Annotated in this window: 13 protein-coding genes; 7 read left to right on the forward strand and 6 right to left on the reverse strand. The window is 67.6% G+C overall.

Going from position 1 to position 19539, the window contains the following annotated elements; all coding sequences use genetic code 11:
- Positions 1 to 9: 9 nt before the first annotated feature.
- Entirely contained in the window at positions 10 to 2118 is a 2109-nt protein-coding gene (locus QFZ65_RS13445) for a type IIA DNA topoisomerase subunit B (protein ID WP_306911161.1), read from the reverse strand.
- A gap of 226 nt (positions 2119 to 2344) precedes the next feature.
- Between QFZ65_RS13445 and QFZ65_RS13450 the strand changes: the two genes are divergently transcribed.
- Positions 2345 to 2566, forward strand: a complete 222-nt coding sequence (locus tag QFZ65_RS13450; RefSeq protein WP_306911162.1) for a hypothetical protein — start codon at positions 2345 to 2347, stop codon at positions 2564 to 2566.
- Positions 2567 to 2802: 236 nt separating this feature from the next.
- Here the strand turns inward: QFZ65_RS13450 and QFZ65_RS13455 are convergent, their stop codons facing one another.
- The 4 genes from QFZ65_RS13455 to QFZ65_RS13470 all read right to left on the reverse strand — a co-directional run bounded on the left by QFZ65_RS13455 (position 2803) and on the right by QFZ65_RS13470 (position 8287).
- On the reverse strand, positions 2803 to 4134 hold the full coding sequence (locus QFZ65_RS13455) for an RNA polymerase sigma factor (protein ID WP_306911165.1): 1332 nt from the start codon (positions 4132 to 4134) through the stop codon (positions 2803 to 2805).
- Positions 4135 to 4413: 279 nt separating this feature from the next.
- Positions 4414 to 5898, reverse strand: a complete 1485-nt coding sequence (locus QFZ65_RS13460) for a DUF4192 family protein (RefSeq protein WP_306911167.1) — start codon at positions 5896 to 5898, stop codon at positions 4414 to 4416.
- Between the two features lie 84 nt (positions 5899 to 5982).
- Positions 5983 to 7314 (reverse strand): nitrate/nitrite transporter, encoded by a 1332-nt coding sequence (locus tag QFZ65_RS13465; RefSeq protein WP_306911168.1) that lies wholly within the window; start codon positions 7312 to 7314, stop codon positions 5983 to 5985.
- Between the two features lie 34 nt (positions 7315 to 7348).
- Positions 7349 to 8287, reverse strand: a complete 939-nt coding sequence (locus QFZ65_RS13470) for a proteasome assembly chaperone family protein (RefSeq protein WP_306911171.1) — start codon at positions 8285 to 8287, stop codon at positions 7349 to 7351.
- A 344-nt stretch (positions 8288 to 8631) separates the two neighbouring features.
- Between QFZ65_RS13470 and QFZ65_RS13475 the strand changes: the two genes are divergently transcribed.
- From QFZ65_RS13475 to QFZ65_RS13495, 5 genes are all read left to right on the forward strand, one after another.
- Positions 8632 to 10158, forward strand: a complete 1527-nt coding sequence (locus QFZ65_RS13475) for a leucyl aminopeptidase (protein ID WP_306911173.1) — start codon at positions 8632 to 8634, stop codon at positions 10156 to 10158.
- 236 nt (positions 10159 to 10394) lie between these two features.
- Positions 10395 to 11780: a dihydrolipoyl dehydrogenase gene (lpdA, locus tag QFZ65_RS13480; RefSeq protein WP_306911175.1), complete on the forward strand. Its 1386-nt coding sequence runs from the start codon at positions 10395 to 10397 to the stop codon at positions 11778 to 11780.
- A gap of 127 nt (positions 11781 to 11907) precedes the next feature.
- Positions 11908 to 13698: a 2-oxoglutarate dehydrogenase, E2 component, dihydrolipoamide succinyltransferase gene (sucB, locus tag QFZ65_RS13485; protein WP_306911176.1), complete on the forward strand. Its 1791-nt coding sequence runs from the start codon at positions 11908 to 11910 to the stop codon at positions 13696 to 13698.
- A 141-nt stretch (positions 13699 to 13839) separates the two neighbouring features.
- Positions 13840 to 14190 carry a hypothetical protein gene (locus QFZ65_RS13490; RefSeq protein ID WP_306911178.1) on the forward strand — a complete coding sequence of 117 codons (351 nt, stop codon included), beginning with the start codon at positions 13840 to 13842 and terminating at the stop codon, positions 14188 to 14190.
- A gap of 216 nt (positions 14191 to 14406) precedes the next feature.
- Positions 14407 to 14835: an OsmC family protein gene (locus QFZ65_RS13495; RefSeq protein WP_306911180.1), complete on the forward strand. Its 429-nt coding sequence runs from the start codon at positions 14407 to 14409 to the stop codon at positions 14833 to 14835.
- Positions 14836 to 14927: 92 nt separating this feature from the next.
- On the opposite strand, the gene QFZ65_RS13500 is transcribed toward QFZ65_RS13495, so the two are convergent.
- Positions 14928 to 18530: a S41 family peptidase gene (locus tag QFZ65_RS13500; RefSeq protein WP_306911182.1), complete on the reverse strand. Its 3603-nt coding sequence runs from the start codon at positions 18528 to 18530 to the stop codon at positions 14928 to 14930.
- Positions 18531 to 18604: 74 nt separating this feature from the next.
- On the opposite strand from QFZ65_RS13500, the gene QFZ65_RS13505 reads away from it, so the two are divergent.
- The gene (locus QFZ65_RS13505) at positions 18605 to 19507 is read left to right on the forward strand and encodes a TIGR01777 family oxidoreductase (RefSeq protein WP_306911184.1); all 903 of its coding nucleotides are present in this window, start codon (positions 18605 to 18607) and stop codon (positions 19505 to 19507) included.
- Positions 19508 to 19539 lie beyond the last annotated feature (32 nt).

Below are 19539 nucleotides of genomic sequence, written 5' to 3' on the forward strand. Positions count from 1 at the left end.
AGCCGGGCGTCAGGCGTCGATCCGTTCGCGGTCCAGGCTGGCCGCGCCGGCGATGATGAAGTCCTTGCGCGGTGCGACGTCGGAACCCATCAGCAGGTCGAAGATTTCCTCGGCCTGTTTGGCGTTCTCGATACCGACCTTGCGGAGAGTCCGGTGCCGGGGGTCCATTGTGGTTTCTGCCAGCTGCTCCGCGTCCATCTCGCCCAGGCCCTTGTAGCGCTGGATCGGCTCCTTGTACCGCTTGCCTTCCTTGGCGAGCCGTGCCAGCAGCACATGCAACTCCGCCTCCGAGTAGGTGTAGATCATCTCGTTGGCCTTCTGGCCGGCGTTGATGACCTCCACGCGGTGCAGCGGCGGAACGGCGGCGAAGACCCTGCCCTCGTCGATCATGGGGCGCATGTAGCGGAAGAACAGGGTCAGCAGGAGGGTCCGGATGTGGGCGCCGTCGACGTCGGCATCCGTCATGAGGATCACCTTGCCGTATCGCGCGGCGCTGATGTCGAAGCTCCGGCCGGAACCGGCTCCGACCACTTGGATCAGCGCGGCGCATTCGGCGTTGGAGAGCATGTCCCCCACCGAGGCCTTCTGGACGTTGAGGATCTTGCCCCGGATGGGCAGCAGCGCCTGGAAATCGGAGGACCGGGCCAGCTTCGCCGTGCCCAGGGCGGAGTCGCCCTCCACGATGAACAGCTCGGAACGGCCGACGTCGTCCGTGCGGCAGTCAGCGAGCTTGGTGGGCATCGAGGACGTCTCCAGCGCGTTCTTGCGGCGCTGGGTTTCCTTGTGCACGCGGGCCGAGATGCGGGACTTCATCTCGCTGACGACCTTTTCCAGCAGCAGCGCGGACTGGGCCTTGTCGTTGCGGTTGGCGGAGTTCAGCTTGGCGTTGATTTCCCGCTCGACGACTTTCGCCACGATCGCGCGGACGGCCGAGGTGCCCAGGATCTCCTTGGTCTGGCCCTCGAACTGCGGTTCGGCCAGGCGCACGGTCAGCACTGCGGTGAGCCCCGCAAAGATGTCGTCCTTTTCGATCTTGTCGTTACCCGCCTTGAGCTTGCGGGCGTTGCTTTCCACGGCCTTGCGGAAGGTCTTGACCAGGGCCTGCTCGAAGCCGGACTGGTGGGTGCCGCCCTTGGGCGTGGAGATGATGTTCACGAAGCTGCGCACGGTGCTGTCGTAACCGATGCCCCAGCGCAGGGCGACGTCCACTTCGCAGTCCCGTTCCACCTCGGCGAGCTGGCTGTGGCCCCGTTCGTCAAGAACGGGGACGGTTTCCTTGAACTTTCCGGCGCCGTGCAGCCGCCAGACGTCGGTCACGGCGGGGTCCGCCGCGAGGAACTCCACGAACTCGGAGATTCCGCCGTCGTGATGGAAGACTTCCTCGTGCGGGCCGCTCTCCCCCGGGGTCCCGGGAATCTTGCGTTCATCCCGCACCGTCAGTTTCAGGCCGGGCACCAGGAAGGAGGTCTGGCGGGCGCGGGCGGCGAGTTCGTCGTACGAGAACTTCGCATCCGGGGTGAAGATCTGCCGGTCGGCCCAGTAACGGATCCTGGTGCCGGTGACACCGCGCTTGGCTTTTCCGACGACATCCAGCACGGAGCCGTCGATGAACGGTTCGAAGACCGTCGATGGGTCCGGCTTGGTGCCGGGGTCCTTGAACCGGCCGGGCTCGCCCCTGCGGAAGGACATCTTGTAGGTCTTGCCGCCGCGGTCCACTTCCACGTCCAGGCGGGAGGACAGGGCGTTGACCACCGAGGCGCCAACGCCGTGCAGCCCGCCAGAGGCGGAATAGGACCCGCCGCCGAACTTTCCGCCGGCGTGGAGCTTGGTGAAGACCACCTCGACGCCGGTCAGGCCGGTTTTCGGCTCGACGTCCACCGGGATGCCGCGGCCGTCGTCGTGGATTTCCACCGAGTTGTCAGCATGCAGGATGATTTTGATGTCATGGCCGAAGCCGGCCAGGGCCTCATCGACCGAGTTGTCGATGATTTCCCAGAGGCAGTGCATGAGTCCGCGGGAGTCCGTGGAGCCGATGTACATGCCCGGGCGCTTGCGGACGGCCTCAAGGCCTTCCAGCACAGAGAGATGCCGGGCGGTGTAATCAGAACTTGGTGCCACGGGTGCGGAAACTCCTTCAGGAACGGGGGTGCTGGGCGTTTTGGCGCTCCTCCTAGCGTAGTCGGAGTGCCGCGCTGATACGGGTTGCCACTCCCTTCCCCCGCCCGGCCGGGGCACCCCCGTTATCGACACGTGATACGCGGACAGCGAAAGTGGCCCATCCTTGCAATGCTTCGGCTGCGAATGCTGGTTATATGGGTATACCGAACTACCAAGGAGGCCGAACATGACAACAGCAGTTGCGAACCGCACGCTGAACACCCTTGACCGGTGCGATCGTTGCGGTGCACAGGCATATGTCCGGGTTGTTCTCGGTGCCTCCGGCGGTGAGCTTCTCTTCTGCGGCCACCACGCGCGCGCCGTTGAAGCGACACTCAGGCCGCTCAGCTCTGACTGGCACGATGAGACCGGACGTCTTCACGAGAAGGCTCCGCTTCCGGTCGACTAGGACCACATGCAGTCAGCTCAACGCCTGGCGGGCCAGATGCCCGGGAGCCAAGACTTGACCTGGGAAGCAGCAGACAAGGGCCCCTCCATTCGGAGGGGCCCTTTTTGTCGTCGGCTTTTGCCGTCGGCCGCGTCGGTGGGGTGTGCCACGGCCGCGCAGCCGGACCGGGCAGGAACGGCGAAGGCCCCCGCCGGATGATGATCCGGCGGGGGCCTTGCTGTGTTGGAGCCGGGAACCTAGTCCAGGTAGTCCCGCAGCACCTGGGACCGTGAAGGGTGCCGCAGCTTGGACATCGTCTTGGATTCGATCTGGCGGATCCGCTCCCGCGTGACGCCGTAGACCTTGCCGATTTCGTCTAAAGTCTTCGGCTGTCCGTCGGTGAGGCCGAAGCGCATGGCCACGACGCCGGCCTCGCGCTCGGAAAGCGTGTCCAGCACGGAGTGCAGCTGTTCCTGCAGCAGCGTGAAGCTCACGGCGTCGGCCGGAACAACGGCCTCGGAGTCCTCGATGAGGTCACCGAATTCGGAGTCGCCGTCCTCGCCCAGCGGAGTGTGCAGGGAGATCGGCTCGCGGCCGTACTTCTGGACTTCGACAACCTTTTCCGGGGTCATGTCCAGCTCGAGGGCCAGTTCCTCCGGCGTAGGTTCGCGTCCGAGGTCCTGCAGCATCTGGCGCTGCACGCGGGCCAGCTTGTTGATGACTTCCACCATGTGCACCGGGATGCGGATGGTGCGCGCCTGGTCGGCCATGGCGCGGGTGATCGCCTGGCGGATCCACCAGGTGGCGTAGGTGGAGAACTTGAAGCCCTTGGTGTAATCGAACTTCTCGACGGCGCGGATCAGCCCGAGGTTGCCCTCCTGGATCAGGTCGAGGAACAGCATGCCGCGGCCGGTGTAGCGCTTGGCCAGCGACACCACAAGGCGGAGGTTGGCCTCCAGCAGGTGGTTCTTGGCACGCTTGCCGTCGTGGATCACGAATTCAAGTTCACGCTTGAGCTTGGGCTCCATGGACCCGTCGTCGGCGGCGATCTTTTCCTCGGCAAAGAGGCCGGCCTCGATGCGCAGGGCGAGGTCGACTTCCTGCTCGGCGTTCAGCAGGGCGACCTTGCCGATCTGCTTCAGGTAGTCCTTGACGGGGTCGGCAGTGGCGCCGGCCGACATGACCTGCTGCACGGGGGCGTCATCGTCGTCGGCGTCGGAGTAGACGAAACCGGAGCCGGTGGTGGCAGCAGCGGCCTTGCCGGAAGCTTCGTCTCCGTCTTCACCGATCTCAACAGCGTCGGCCGGGACATCATCGAGGTCCACGTCGACCTCGATGTCCTCGTCGTCGTCACCGGAGGTGGCGGCACCGGCGGCCTCGGCCGCGGCTTTGGCGCCGGGCTTGGGGCCGCGCTTCTTGGGTTCGGGCTTGCCGGTCGCCGATGGGGTGTCGTCGCCTTCGGTCACGGCGGCGTCTTTGACAGCCTTGTTGGCAGCGCGCGTCGCGGCGCGCTTGGCGTTCGTCGCCGCCTTCTTGTCCTCGGGGGACAAGACGTCGGCGGGTTCCTTCTTCGCGGAAGACGGGGTCACAGAAAACCTTTCTAGCGGCGGTCTGTGGAATCACCATACGGGCAACACCACTATGACCCTGTCAAGTCCGTGATGTTTATCAAGAGCCACCACGACCAGCAGAGCCACTAAGTAGAACTGCTGGGGCGGCCGTAATGTTCCCCGTTTCCGGGTTCACTACCAGCTCTTAATTCACGGACCCAACCGGGTCTCGCCAACCATTGTCTCACGATTTTCTGTTGGGGGGTCCGTTCCCGGGCCGGCCTGCACCATTTGGCGGGGTGCGCCTTCCGTTTGCCGTCACGCCGCGCCGGGTTCGAATCTCTGCCAGGCGGACTCCCTCCGAGCCGCCCATCCGCAGACCGTGCCTCGGTTGACCAGCTCGGCTAGGAGGGCAGCCAGCCGATAGCCCGGGTGTTCCACCTGGGCGCGGTTAAACAAGGCGTCGGCGAAGGAGCCTTTGCCGCGGCACCATTCAATCCAGCCGCGTCCGGTCAGCGCGGCCGCGCCGGCCTCCCCGCCGGACTCCCCCAGCTGCACCAGTATCCGGTCCAGGCTTGCCAGCAGTGCCCAGTCAGGTGTCGACGGTGCCAGCCCAAGCAGCACCTCGCCATACCCGGGGACGGCAGGTGCTCCGGCGCCGGTTCTCCCGCCGGGCTGGCCCGGCCCCTCACTCGCGGTTCCTTCGCCGGTTGCACCGGCGCCGGTTCTCCCGCCGGGTTGGCCCGGCCCCCCGACGTCGGCTCTTCCGTCCCCCGGGAGCAGCGACGGGAACCCGTCCAGCGGCGGTGGCGGAACCGGAGGGGGCGGCGTCTGGGGGCGGAGCCCGGAGCCCGGCTGGACTTCGGTGAACGGGGGCATAGTCCGCAGTGTGCCTGACGCTCCCCCTTGCCGCGCCCGGCTCCCTGGCTGCGCCGGGGCTGACGCACCGGCGGGTCCGAAGCCCGGCACCGAACGGTCGAACATCCCGAACTCCGCTGCGCCTTGTTGCGCGGCGCCCGGGCCGGCGGCTGCCATCACGAGTACGGCGTCGCGCCAGGCAGGGACGCGGAGCGTGGCGCGGAGATAACCGGCGAGTTCCACGGGAAGCCGGGGTGCGGGTGGAGATCGTAAGACAACGGTCCAGACATCCAGCACCTGGGAGAACTGCAGCCGGTTCCGGGCGTGTCCGGACAGCAACCCGAACCATTGCCGCTCCGCTTCGAGCAACTCCGGGTCGACGGGCAGGACTCCCGGGCACGGCGCGTCCGCTCCGGGCGCCGGCCCGACGGTACTGCCCCGGAACACCATTTCTGTGCTGAGCCGGCTGTTTTTGATGTCGTCGATAGGCCTGCCGGGCGGTGTGCAACAGGACGGGTCGGTGCAGTAGGCGTTGCGCCAGTACTCATGGCCGATAAGCCAGGCGTCCCGCACGGGCATCCCGCTCGCGCCGAGGGCATCCTCCAGCTCTTCGAGCAGGCCGGCCCAGTCGGCGCCGGCGCCGGTCAGGTCATGGCCGGTCAGGTCACCGCCGGCGCCGGCCACGTCACTGTCGAGGAAGAACGCCAGTAGGACTCCATCGGCCTTGTCGTCCGCTTCGAGGTAACCTGCCACGGTGCGCGCGAAACGGGCGAAGCCGCCGGGACTGCGGCCGCCGGGGAGGTCGACCCGGAGGGTTGCCCCCAGCCGCTTGCCCTGCATCGTCATGGCGACAAGGCTCTCCGACGGCCAGTAGCCCAGGGAATGCGGAATGAACCCGAGGACGTCTTCGGGGCGGGTTATTTTCAGGTGTTCCGGTGCTGTCATAGCGCCAGCATGGCGGCCCGGCGCCCTGCCGGTCAGCCCGGGGATTGTCCTATGTGGAAAACACGCGCCTGGCCCCCGCCCCGGTCAGCGCTGCCGGCGTCGTTCCGCGCTGATCCTGCGCTGCCGGGCAAGGGCCACCCGCAAAGGGGGTACCACGACACCCTGCGCGGCCATCTGCCGGCGCACCTTTCGCCGGGTGACCATGATCGCCCCGGCTCCTCCGGCCAGCAGGAGGAACTGGACGCTGAGGGCGATCCGGAAAGGCTCAAGTCCGTAGAGCTCCCCCCGCGAGAAGCCCGTCGTGTGCAGGACGTCCAGCACGACGCCGATCAGGAAGATGGCCACGAGCGAGGCGATGAAGCCGCCCACATTAACGATCCCCGAAGCCGTTCCAAGACGGTGGGCCGGGTTGAAGGTCCGGGCGAAATCGAAGCCGATCATGGACCCGGGTCCGCCGATGGCAAGGACGACCACCAGCCCGGCCAGCAGCCATAGCGGGGACCGGCCCGGGAGAAGCAGGACAGCTGCCCAGGCCGCGGCGGTGCCGGCCGCGATCAGCAGCACCATGGTGGAGCGGCGCAACGGGTGCCGGGCGACGAAGCGGCCCATCAGCGGCCCGGCGGCAATGGCGGACGCCACGTAGAGGGTCATCAGGGCCGAAACGGTCACGGCGTCCAGGCCCTGGGCGGAGATCAGGAACGGATAACCCCAGGTCATGGCGAATACGGTGCCGCTGAACTGCACCGTGAAGTGGCTCCACAGTCCGAGCCTGGTTCCGGGCTGACGCCAGGCGTGCGAGAGCGTTACGCCGGTGGCGCGCAGCCCCTGCGAGGGTTCCGGCGCGGCACGTCCCGGCGGGTGGTCCTGGAGCAGGACCAGCACCAGCACGACGGCGAGCACGGCCATGGCGGCCAGGGTAAGGAACGCCGGGGTCCAGCCGGCGGAGTGCAGGATCATTGCGAACGGCAGGACGCTGAAGAGCTGGCCGAGCTGGCCGGACATGCCGGTCAGCTGTGTCAGCAGCGGCACGCGGGCAGGAGCGAACCAAATCGGCAGCAGCCTGATGACGGAAATGAACGTCATGGCGTCGCCCGCCCCTACGAGGACCCGGCCCAGCACGCCGCCGGGGATGCTCTCGGCGAACGCCAGCTCGAGCTGCCCAAGCCCCATCAGCAGGGCGCCCCCGGCAATCATGGCGCGGGATCCGAACCGGTCTACAAGTACACCCACCGGAATTTGCAGGGCCGCGTAGACGAGGAGTTGCAGGACAGTAAAGAAGGAAATTTCCGCCGCGCTGGCGTGAAAGCGCTCGGTGGCTTCCAGACCGACGACGCCGAACGACGTGCGCTCGGTCACCGCAACCAGATAAGCGAAAATCCCGACGATCCAAATGAGCCAGGCGCGGGGAGAGGTCACTCCTCCATTATGCCCTCCACCGGAAAAATCCTATTTATTCTCCGGGTTCCTTACGCGCCAAGTACGCCTCCACGGCAGCCCCGAGGTCGTCCGCGTTAGGAAGCTGGTCGTTTTCATCGGCCAGCAGGGAACGCCGGACGGTTCCCTCCGCCTTCTCGTCGTAGCGCGACTCCAGCCGCGACACCACCTGCTGCACTTCCTCCGAGGCCGCGATCTGCTCTGCGATCTGGCGGCCCACTTCCCGGCCGGCCTCACGCAGCCGGTCCGTCGGGAGCATGAGCGAGGTGGCGGCGCCGAGGTATTCCAGCCCGGCGACTGCAGCCGTGGGGTATTCGGCTTCGGCAAGGTAGTGCGGGACGTGGATGACGTAGCCGGCTACGTTGCGGCCTGCCGCGAGGAGCCGCAGCTCAAGGACGTGCCCCACCGCGGACGGCACCTCCACGGTCGGTTTCCAGGCGGAGATCCCCTCGATGAGGTCCGGGCGGTTGCCGTGCACGGTGACGCCGACGGGCCTCGTGTGCGGGACCGGCATGGGAATCGAGTGGATCCAGGTGACCAGATTGACGTCAAGGTCCTCGACGAGGCCGACCACCGCGCGGGCAAAGCGTTCCCATTGCAGGTCCGGCTCGAACCCTGCGAGCAGGAGGAAAGGGTTCCCCAGACCGTCATTCAGCCGGTACAGGGCAAGGGTCGGGGCCTGGTAGTCCTGGACGTGGTCTTCGACGAAGCTCACCTGCGGCCGCCTCGTCCGGTAGTCGATCAGCTGGTCAGCGTCGAACTCGGCGATCATGTCACCGTCCAGGGTGTCCAGCAGTTCAGCAGTGATCTGGCTGACGACGTGACCGGCGTCGGCAAACCCGGTGAAACCCATGACGAGGTTCAGTCCGCGCAGTTCCTCGCTGCCGAACAGCGCGTCATCACGCACGTAGAGGGCTTTGGGGTCCAGCAACGAGCCGGAAATCCGTTCAAGCACGGCAGTGTTCCTTTCGCAATAGCGGCGGCGGACGGGCGGGACGAGCCCCGCGCGGTTGAGTTCACCGGACGCAGCGGGCCCTACAGGCAGTGGTCCCGATATCCCCTACAACACCCCGGGCGGCGCCGGCATTCCAGCCGGCGGTGTGCTCCAGCTCTCATCGCATTCAACACCCGCCGGACGGAGAGACTACGATCGGAACTGGCCTCCCAGGAGGACTCCTAAACCCGAAGACATCTACAAACCTAAGCCTCGTCTCACGCCGACGGCGGCTCGGGTTCCCGTGGCGGGGCGCCGAACCTGCAGTTCCTGCCGAAAACCAGAGAGAAGTGAGGACTGCCCTCGTGGTCAAGACTACTGAATTGAAACTTAGTGCAATCGCCGGGGATCCCAAGAAATCTCCCAGCGACGCCCTCGTCATCGGAGTCGGACAGGGACCGGACGGCCCGGTCCTGCTCAGCAACCCCCTGCCGGCCAAGGCAGCAGAGGCACTCGCTGAATCACTGGGCCTTCTGGGCATCACCGGGGCCGTCGACCAGGCCCACCGCCTCCCCGGCCTGCCGGAAGCCGGAGCCGCGGTGCTGGTACTCGCCGGTGTCGGCAAGGTGGCCGCGGACCGGCCCCTGACCGAGGAAGCGCTGCGCCGTGCCGCCGGGTCCGCCGTCCGGCAGCTGGCCGGACTGGGCACTGTTGCCCTGGCGCTTCCGACGGCGTCCGTGGGCGACGTTGCTGCCGTCGCCGAAGGTGCCGCGCTGGGCGCGTACTCGTTTTCCGAGTACCGCTCCTCTCTTGACGGCCTGAAGGACCCGGTAAAGAACGTCGTGATTGTCACCGACTTCGCGACGGACCGGGCCCTCCAGCCGGCGCTGAACCGGGCGGCCCTGATCGGCAAAGCCGTGAACGCGACCCGCTCGCTGGTCAACCAGCCGCCCAGCCACCTCTACCCGGAGTCGTTCGCCAACGCCGCGAAGGAATTGGCCAAGGGCCTGCCCGTCAAGGTCACCGTCTGGGACGAGAAGCGCCTGGAAAAGGACGGCTTCGGCGGCATCCTCGGCGTCGGAAAGGGCTCCTCCCGGCAGCCGCGACTGGTGAAGGTCGAATACTCCCCGGCCAAGGCGACCGCCAAGATCGCCCTCGTCGGCAAGGGCATCACCTTCGACACCGGCGGCATCTCCATCAAGCCTGCCCTGAACATGGGCGACATGAAGAGCGATATGGCCGGCGCCGCCGTCGTCCTTAATACGGTGCTGGCCCTCGCCGGCCTCGGCCTGCCCGTCAAGGCGACCGCCTGGCTCTGCATTGCGGAGAACATGCCCTCCGGCACGGCCCAGCGCCCGGCCGACGTCCTGACCGTGTTCGGCGGCAAGACCGTGGAGGTCCTGAACACCGACGCCGAAGGCCGCCTCGTCATGGCGGACGGGATCGTCGCGGCGAGCGAGGAATACCCGGACGCCATCATCGACGTCGCCACGCTCACCGGCGCCCAGCTGGTCGCCCTCGGCGACCGCACCGCCGGTGTCATGGGCTCGGACGACGTCACTGGTCCGCTCAAGGCCGCCGCGGACCGGGCCGGTGAGCTGGTCTGGCCGATGCCGCTTCCCGAGGAACTGCGCGCAAGCCTGGACTCGCAGGTCGCCGACATCGCCAACATCGGCGAACGCCACGGCGGAATGATGACGGCGGCGGTGTTCCTGCGGGAATTCGTCGGCAAAGGCAAGGACGGCGAGCAGATCCCCTGGGCCCACATCGACATCGCCGGCCCGTCCTTCAACAACGGCAGCCCCTACGGCTACACGCACAAGCAGGGCACCGGCTGCACGGTCCGGACCCTGGTCGCCTACGCCGAGGACCTCCTGGCCAAGGCCGTGTGACTGCGCGCAGGCCCTGCGGCCGGGATTATCCCCGCATGCAGGGCCCGCGTGACACTCAACACAAGCGCTCCACAAAAGCCCCGGCAAGGTGGAGCATGTATTAGTGGTTCGCTAAGGTGAACTGCGGTAGGAACAAATGAAAGGGAACGGGCCTGCCGGCATAGTTCCGGCAGCAAAAGTTCCAAGACCAGATGATGCGAACTCCCGCGTCATCGTTCACGCGAGGGAGCGTTTTAGTGGCCGATCAGGCAACTGCGCAAGAATTCGACATCCTGGTACTCGGCGGCGGCAGCGGCGGCTACGCAACTGCCCTGCGTGCCGTTCAGCTTGGCCTCACCGTCGGCCTGATCGAAAAGGCCAAGCTCGGCGGCACCTGCCTCCACAACGGCTGTATCCCCACCAAGGCGCTCCTGCATTCCGCAGAGCTGGCCGACCACGCCCGCGACTCTGCGAAGTACGGCGTCAACGTCACCCTGGACAGCATCGACATCAGCGCTGTCAACGCCTACAAAGACGGCATCATCGCCGGCAAGTACAAGGGCCTGCAGGGCCTGATCAAGGGCAAGAAGGGCATCACCGTCATCGAGGGTGAGGGCAAGCTCCAGGGCACCGACACCATCGTGGTCAACGGCACCGCGTACAAGGGCAAGAACATCGTCCTGGCCACCGGGTCCTACTCCCGGACGCTGCCGGGCCTGGAAATCGGCGGCAAGGTCATCACCTCCGACGAAGCCCTCACCATGGACTTCATCCCCAAGAGCGCCATCATCCTGGGCGGCGGCGTGATCGGCGTCGAGTTCGCTTCAGTCTGGAAGTCCTTCGGCGTCGATGTCACCATCGTCGAAGGCCTGCCCTCCCTGGTCCCGAACGAGGACGCGACGATCGTCAAGAACTTCGAGCGCGCATTCAAGAAGCGCGGCATCAAGTTCTCCACCGGCGTCTTCTTCCAGGGCGTTGAACAGAACGACGACGGCGTCAAGGTCACCCTGGTGGACGGCAAGACCTTCGAAGCCGACCTTCTGCTCGTGGCCGTCGGCCGCGGCCCCGTCACCGCCAACCTGGGCTACGAGGACGCCGGCATCACGATCGACCGCGGCTTCGTCATCACCAACGAGCGCCTGCACACCGGCGTCGGCAACATCTACGCCATCGGCGACATCGTCCCCGGCGTGCAGCTGGCACACCGCGGCTACCAGCAGGGCATCTTCGTCGCCGAAGAGATCGCCGGCCTCAAGCCCGTCGTCGTCGAAGACGTCAACATCCCCAAGGTCACCTACTCCGAGCCCGAAATCGCCACCGTCGGCTACACGGAGAAGGCTGCCAAGGCCAAGTTCGGCGACGACCAGATCCTGACCCAGGAATACAACCTCGCCGGCAACGGCAAGAGCTCCATCCTGGGCACCAGCGGCCTCGTCAAGCTGGTCCGCCAGAAGGACGGCCCCGTGGTCGGCGTGCACATGATCGGCGCCCGCATGGGTGAGCAGATCGGCGAAGCGCAGCTGATCGTGAACTGGGAAGCCTACCCGGAGGATGTGGCCCAGCTGGTCCACGCCCACCCCACCCAGAACGAATCCCTGGGCGAGGCGCACCTGGCCCTGGCGGGCAAGCCCCTCCACGGTTAGGCATCTCCGCCCGCACCACCGCAAGAACTCTGTGCTTAGTGCACCCGGCATGGAATGTTGGGTGCACTAAGCTCGACCAAAGCAGCATTCATCAGCACTACAGATCAATAAGGAGAACGGGGACGACATGTCTGAATCCGTTAACTTGCCCGCCCTCGGTGAGAGCGTCACCGAAGGAACCGTCACCCGCTGGCTGAAGCAGGTAGGTGACCGGGTAGAGGTGGACGAGCCGCTGCTCGAGGTTTCCACCGACAAAGTAGACACCGAGATCCCCTCTCCGATTGCCGGCGTGATCGAGGAAATCCTCGTTGCCGAAGACGAGACCGCCGAAGTCGGAGCTCCGCTGGTCCGCATTGGCGACGGCTCATCCTCCGGCGCCGCTCCGGCCGCCGAAGCGCCGGCTGCTGAAGCTCCCGCCGCCGAAGCCCCCGCCGCCGAGGCTCCTGCTGCGGAGGCTCCCGCCGCCGAAGCGCCTGCTGCTGCCGAAGCGCCCGCTGCCGCTTCCGCCGGGGAAGGCCACAACGTCACGCTGCCCGCCCTGGGTGAGAGCGTCACCGAGGGTACCGTCACCCGCTGGCTCAAGAGCATCGGCGACACCGTCGAGGTGGACGAGCCGCTGCTGGAAGTTTCCACCGACAAGGTCGACACCGAGATCCCGTCCCCGGTCGCCGGCACCCTGCAGGAAATCCGCGTCGCCGAGGACGAGACGGCTGAGGTCGGCTCCGTCCTCGCCGTGATCGGCTCCGGCGCTGCTGCCCCTGCCGCGGCACCCGCCCCGGAAGCCCCCAAGGCAGAGGCTCCGGCCGCCCCCGCTGCTCCCGCACCCGCAGAAGCCCCGAAGCAGGAAGCCCCCGCTCCTGCGGCTGCACCGGCACCTGCCGCTGCACCGGCACCTGCCGCTGCACCGGCACCTGCCGCTGCACCGGCACCTGCTGCAGCACCGGCCGAGGCTCCCAAGCAGGAAACTGCTGCTCCGGCCGCTTCCGCCGAGTCCGGCTACGTCACTCCCCTGGTCCGCAAGCTCGCGAACCAGCAGGGTGTCGACATCTCCTCGCTGACCGGAACCGGCGTCGGCGGCCGCATCCGCAAGCAGGATGTGCTGGCTGCCGCAGAAGCCAAGGCTGCTCCGGCGCCTGCGGCTGCTGCCCCGGCAGCGTCCGCTGCCGCCGCGCGTCCTTCCGCTGACCAGTCCTCGCTGCGCGGCACGGTGCAGAAGGCACCCCGGATCCGCCAGGTCATCGCCCGCCGCATGCGCGAGTCGCTGGACATCTCCACCCAGCTCACCCAGGTGCACGAAGTGGACATGACCAAGGTCGCCAAGCTGCGTGCCCGGGCCAAGAACTCCTTCCAGGCCCAGAACGGCTCCAAGCTGACCTTCCTGCCCTTCATCGCCAAGGCTGTCGCCGAAGCCCTGAAGCAGCACCCGAAGGTCAACGCTTCCTACGACGAGGACAAGCAGGAGATCACCTACCACAACGCCGAGCACCTGGCGATTGCGGTGGACACGGACAAGGGCCTGCTGGTTCCCGTCATCTCCGACGCCGGCAACCTGAACCTGGCCGGCCTCGCCGGCAAGATCGCCGACGTCGCCGACCGGACCCGCAACGGCAAGATCGGCCCGGACGAGCTCTCCGGCGGAACGTTCAGCATCACCAACATCGGCTCCGTCGGCGCCCTGTTCGACACGCCGATCATCAACCAGCCGCAGGTCGCCATCCTGGGCACCGGTGCGATCGTCAAGCGCGCCGTGGTGGTTTCCGACGAGAACGGCGATGACTCGCTGGCCATCCGTTCGATGATGTACCTCTCCCTGACGTACGATCACCGCCTGGTGGACGGCGCCGACGCGGGACGCTTCCTGCAGACGCTCAAGGCCCGCCTTGAGGAAGGCGCCTTCGAAGCCGACCTCGGCCTCTAAGGGTCCAGCAAGACCGACGGCGACGGCGGTACGGGCACGGGTGGGAAGCCACCGGAGTGCCCGTGCCGCCGTCGCCGTTTTGGCTGTACCGTCCAGCGGGTCCTACTACGTTGCGTAGAAGTCTCTGGCTAGACTGATGCCATGAACATCGTCTATAACGTCATGGTCTTCCTGCACATCATCGGCGCCGCCATGATCGTCGGCATCTGGATCGGCCAGATGAAAAAGCCCACGGTCCACCCGCGCCAGTTCGACGGCGCAGCCCTGCAGATCATCACCGGCATCATCATGATGGGCCTCATCCCCGCCCTGGACAGGGATGCCAACTATGCCAAGCTCGGCGTCAAGCTCGTGATCGCGCTGGTCGTGGTCGCACTGGCGTTCATCGGCCGGCGCAAGTACAAGAAGGGCGAACCGGTCAGCAAGGGCCTCGCCCACAGCGTTGGCGGTCTGGCACTGCTCAACGTGGCCATCGCGACGCTCTGGCAGTAGACCGCAACGGTATCCACGACGGCGACGTACCCGCACAGGGTGCGTCGCCGTCGTCGTTAACCCCCGCTTTTGAAAAAGGGACACACGTACGCCGGCGCCGGTCACAATCCTCTGACAGCGGACACCGGTGCGCCGGGTTCGGGGAATCCCTAGGATGGGACTCGACACGAACCGGCGCCTCGCCGGGTCGCGGATTCACAATGATGAGGAGTGGACATGGCAGCAACACGCACCGCACACACTGTATGGAACGGCGACCTGATGACGGGCGCGGGCAACACCACCTTGGACAGCTCCGGACTGGGCAACTTCGACGTCACCTGGAAGGCGCGCGCCGAGTCGTCCGAGGGCAAGACCAGCCCCGAAGAACTCATCGCGGCGGCGCACTCGGCCTGTTTCTCGATGGCCTTCAGCCTCGCCGTCGCCCAGGCCGGCCACACGCCGGAGGAAATCAACACCAAGGCGGACGTCACCTTCGTTCCGGGCACGGGCATCACGGACAGCCACCTGACCGTCAGCGCGCGGATCCCCGGCATCACGGATGACGAGTTCCAGCGCCTCGCCGAGGAGGCCAAGACCGGCTGCCCCGTCTCCGCCGCTCTGACCGGCATCAAGATCACCCTGGACGCGTCCCTGGCCTCATAAACGCCTCGTACTCCAACGAAGAAGGCCTCCGTTCCCTGTTGAGGGACCGGAGGCCTTCGCGTGGAGCGGGCTGCGCCGTCGGGCGCCGCGGCCTACTTGCCCGGCTGGCGCGCAGGCAGCGGAGCCGGGCGCACCCGGCGGTAGCCTTCCCGCAGCGGGGGCCGGTCCGTAGGCAGTTCCTGGATCATTTCCTTCAGGGCGCCGATGCCATATTCAAGCTGCGGATCGGTACCCGCAGCGTAGGCGTGCGGCGGGAAGTTCACTTCGATGTCGGGAGCGACGCCGAAGTTCTCAACGCCCCAGCCCACACCGCCGGAGAACCAGGTGGCGTAGCGCGGCTGCGTGACGCCGGTACCGTCGGCGAGGGCAAACCGGTTGTCAATGCCGACGACGCCGCCCCAGGTCCGCGTGCCGATCACGGGACCGATCCCCCGCAGCTTGGAGACCTGGGTGATGATGTCGCCGTCGGAGCCGGCGAACTCGTCGGCGAGAATGATGACGGGGCCGCGCGGTGCGTGGTGCGGGTACGTCCGCGGCTTCTCCCCGCGGGGCATGCTCCACCCGGTGACCTTGCGGCCGATGAGTTCCGCCACCAGCTGGGACGTGTGGCCGCCGCGGTTGCGGCGGACGTCCACGATCAGCCCGTCCAGCGCCGTCTCGGTGTCGAGGTCACGGTGCAGCTGCGCCCAGCCGTTGGCCATCATGTCCGGGATGTGCAGGTAGCCGAAGGTGCCCTGGGAGGCTTCCCGGACGGTGCGACGGTTGGCGGCAACCCATTCCTGGTAGCGCAGCCGTTCCTCGTCCTTGACCGGCACCACGGCCACACGGCGGTGCTTTCCGGCCTTGTCCCCATGCCCGGAGCCGTTGCGCAGGGTGAGTTCCACGGCACGGCCCGCGGCGCCGACCAGCTGCATTGCGGGCGTCCGGCTCTCGGAAAGTTCGACGCCGTCGATGGCAAGCAGCACGTCGCCCGCTTTGACGTCCGCGCCCGGCCGGGTAAGCGGCGAGGTGGCCAGCGGGTCTGACGATTCCCCGGCCAGGATCCGCGTGATCTCCCACCCCTCACCGGCGAAGGCAAGGTCCGCTCCCAGACGGCCCTGGCCGTTGCTGCCGTTCTCGGTGACGGCGAAGGGCCGGACGTAGGCGTGGGAGGTGCCCAGTTCGCCGTGGAGCTCCCAGAGCAGGTCCACGAGATCGTCATGGGACCCAAGACGGTCCACCACCGGCCGGTAGCGGGCGTGCACGGAGTCCCAGTCCTGGCCGGCCATGTCCTCGGTCCAAAAGAAGTCACGCTGCAGGCGCCAGGCCTCGTCGAAGGCCTGACCCCAGACGCTCAGCGGCTCCAGCAGCACCCTGATGCGGGTGAGGTCCACCGTGACGAGCTGGCCGGACTCCTCATCAGCCTTGGCGCCGGCCGGGGCGACGCGGACCTGCTTGTCCTGCACGAAAACCACCTTTTCGCCGTCGCCAGAGAGCCGGTAGCTGTTCAGCGCCTCGACAATGGTGGTGGTGCTGCGCTTGGCCACGTCGAAGCGGACCAGGGACGGTGCGGCATCTTTATCCTGCAGACTTGCCCGGCCTTCACCCGTCACGCCGGAAAGTTCGCTGTCGAGCCAGAGCAGGGCGCCGGACGTGGCAGTGAGCGCCGAGTAGTTGCCCTGCGGTACGGGAACCGAGATGACCCGGTGGGCCAGGCCCTCCGCGTCGACCCGGACGGCCGGGATTCCGTCCTTCGAACCCTCTTCGTCACCGCCGGGACCGCCGTCGGCGTCGTTTTGGTCGGCGTCGTTTTCGTCGGCGCCGTCCTGGTCGGCCCCGTTCTGGAGGTCCACCGTGGGGCCGAAGGGCGACGGCGTGTCAGCCGCCAGGGCGACAAGGTACGGCTTGATCGGGCTGGGGAAGGACAGGTCGAAGGAGTGTCCGTCGTAGACCGGGTCGAAGCTGCGGTTGGAGAGGAAGGCGAGGTATTTGCCGTCCGGCGTGAATGAGGGCGACTCGTCGCGGAAACGTCCGTCGGTGACGTCCACGATCGTGCGCTTCCCCGCATCTGCCAGCGGGCCGGCGTCGACCTTGGTGATCCGGAGCCGGCTGCGGGAGCCGAAGGAGGTGACCGGTTCGGACCAGCCCAGCCAGGCGGAATCCGGGGACCAGCTGAAACCGTCGATGCTGCCTTCGCCGATGCTGCACAGGAGCTCGAGGGTGCCGGTGCGGGTGTCCGCCAGGTAGATGTCGCCAAAGGCGGTGCCCACGGCAAGCCAGTTGCCATCCGGGCTGGCCTCGATGGCGCTGGCGCGGGTCGGCTTCGGGAAGTCGATCCTTGTGAGCTGTCCGGACGCCTGCTGCGCCCGCGACGCCGAGACGCCGGCTGCTGCTGCCGGGGTGCCGGCACCAGCCGTGTCGGCGGCGTCCTGTGCGGCGGCGTCCGTAGCGGGGGCCGGGACCGCGACCACGGAGTCCGGGCGGGTCAGCGCGGCGGCGGAGACCGGCCGCGGCAGCGGAGTGCCTGCACCGGACGCCTCCGGATCCTTCCGCTGCGGAGCGGGCCGGGAGGCGGGCACACCCGGGCCGCCGGCGAAGTCCCCGCCGGTCGCGTTCCCGCCGGCGGGCACGGCGGCGATGGCTTTGAGGTACAGCGCCTCCACGCCTTCGCGGTCGGCAACATAGGCGATCCGGCCGTTGCCGAAGGGCCGCGGCAGCCGCGCCCGGACGCCGGGGGTGGCCTCCAGGACGCGGGAAGGTCCGTCCTTGTGCCGCAGCCAGTGCAACGTCCCATGGGCCTCGACGGCGCTGGATCCCCCCGCGTGGTCCGGAACGACGTCCCCGAGGTGCCTGGCGGGCTTGAGCGGAGTGGCGCGGCGGGCCTGCGAGGCGGAGCCGAGGGAAATCTCGAGTTTCACGGCATCCGAACCGAGGTCCGCCAGGAGCCACAGTTCGCCGGCGGATTCGAAGACCACACGCTCGCCGTCGGTGGCGGCATGGCGGACGTAGAAGTCCTCGTGGTCGGTGTGCCGGCGAAGATCCGTACCGTTCGGCAGCACGGAGTACAGGTTGCCGTAGCCTTCGTGGTCGGACAGGAACGCGATCCGTCCGGACACCCACATCGGGTCGGTGAGGTTGCCGTCCAGTTCAGGAGCGAGCCGCGCGAACTCGCCGTTGCCGTCCGCGTCAATCCACAGTTTGCCCGCTGTGCCGCCGCGGTACCGCTTCCACCAGGCGGGCTCCCGGGAGAGCAGGCTGGCCAGGACAACCGGGCGCTCGTCGCCCACCACCGGACCGAATGCGACAGACTCGACAGGGCCGAACGGGAGTTCCTCCGCCCAGCCGCCGGTCACGGGCAGGCTGTAGGCATGCGTGAGGCGGCTGTCGGCCTGCCGGAAGGCGCTGGTGACGACGACATCCCCGGCAGGGGTGAAGCCCTTGACCCGGGTGGAGCTGTGGCCGAAGTAGCTCAGCTGGCGGTAGCCGCCGCCGTCGACCTCCGCGCTGACGACTTCCGGCGACGTCCCCTGCACCACAGTCCACACGAGCCGCTTCCCGTCCGGGGTGAAGCGGGGGTTGCGGGCGGGCAGTTGCAGGGAGGAAATCCGCCAGGCGCGACCGCCTGCGAGGGGCGCAATCCAGACGTCGTCCTCGGCCACGAAGGTGACCAGATCGCCGTGTAGATGCGGGAAACGTAGGTAGCTCGAAGAGGTCATCGTTCGATCATAGTCACGACGTCCCCTGCTCCCCGGGAGGTTTCCCGGCCGTGCCCGGCATGGTGAGATGGATCATGCGAATCATTATTGCCGGCGCCTCCGGGCTGATCGGAACCGCCGTTTCCCGGACCCTGCGCAACGCCGGGCACGACGTTGGTGTCCTGGTCCGGCGGCCCCCGGCCTCCGCGGCCGAGTTCCACTGGAACCCGGCCGAGGGCCGCATCGACGAGACCGCGCTCCGGGGAGCGGACGCGGTGGTCAACCTTTCCGGCGCCGGCATCGGCGACCGGCCCTGGACCCGGGCCCGCATCAACGAACTCCGCAGTTCCCGGCTGGGTCCCACCCGGACCCTGACGGCCGCCATGGCCCGGCAGGAGACCCCGCCGGCCGTGTTCCTGAGCCAGTCCGGCTCCAGCTATTACCGGGACGCGGGTGCAGTGCTGTTGCGCGAGAACGCTCCTGCCGGCGAGGGCATCCTGGCCAGGCTCTGTGCGGACTGGGAGGCGGCGGCACACGAGGCGCCGGCCGGGGTGCGGGTGGTCACGCCGCGCACAGGCGTGGTCCTGAGCCGCACGGGTGGGGCCATGGGCCGGCTGATGCCGCTCCTGCGCCTTGGCGTCGGCGGGCCCCTCGGCAACGGCCGGCAGTACTGGCCCTGGGTCACACTTCCCGATGTGGCCGGGGCATTCGCGTTCCTGCTCTCGAGCCGGCTGTCCGGGCCGGTGAACGTGTGCGCCCCCGAAAGCGCCGACCTGAATTCCCTGATTGCGCAGCTGGCGGAGGCGCTGCACCGGCCGGCCGTGCTGCGGGTTCCGGCACCTGTGCTGCGCCTGGTGATGGGCAAGCTCGCGGACGAACTGTTGCTGGCGAGCCAGCGGCTGGAACCGGCCATGCTCGACGAAGCCGGCTACCAGTGGCGGCACCCGTCCCTCGCACAAGCGGCCGCCTGGGTAGCGGGCGAGGGCCCGGACGCCTGAGTACGCTGACGGGGCTGACCAGTGACCTGCCG

The organism is Arthrobacter sp. B3I9 (assembly GCF_030816935.1).
Lineage (GTDB): Bacteria > Actinomycetota > Actinomycetes > Actinomycetales > Micrococcaceae > Arthrobacter.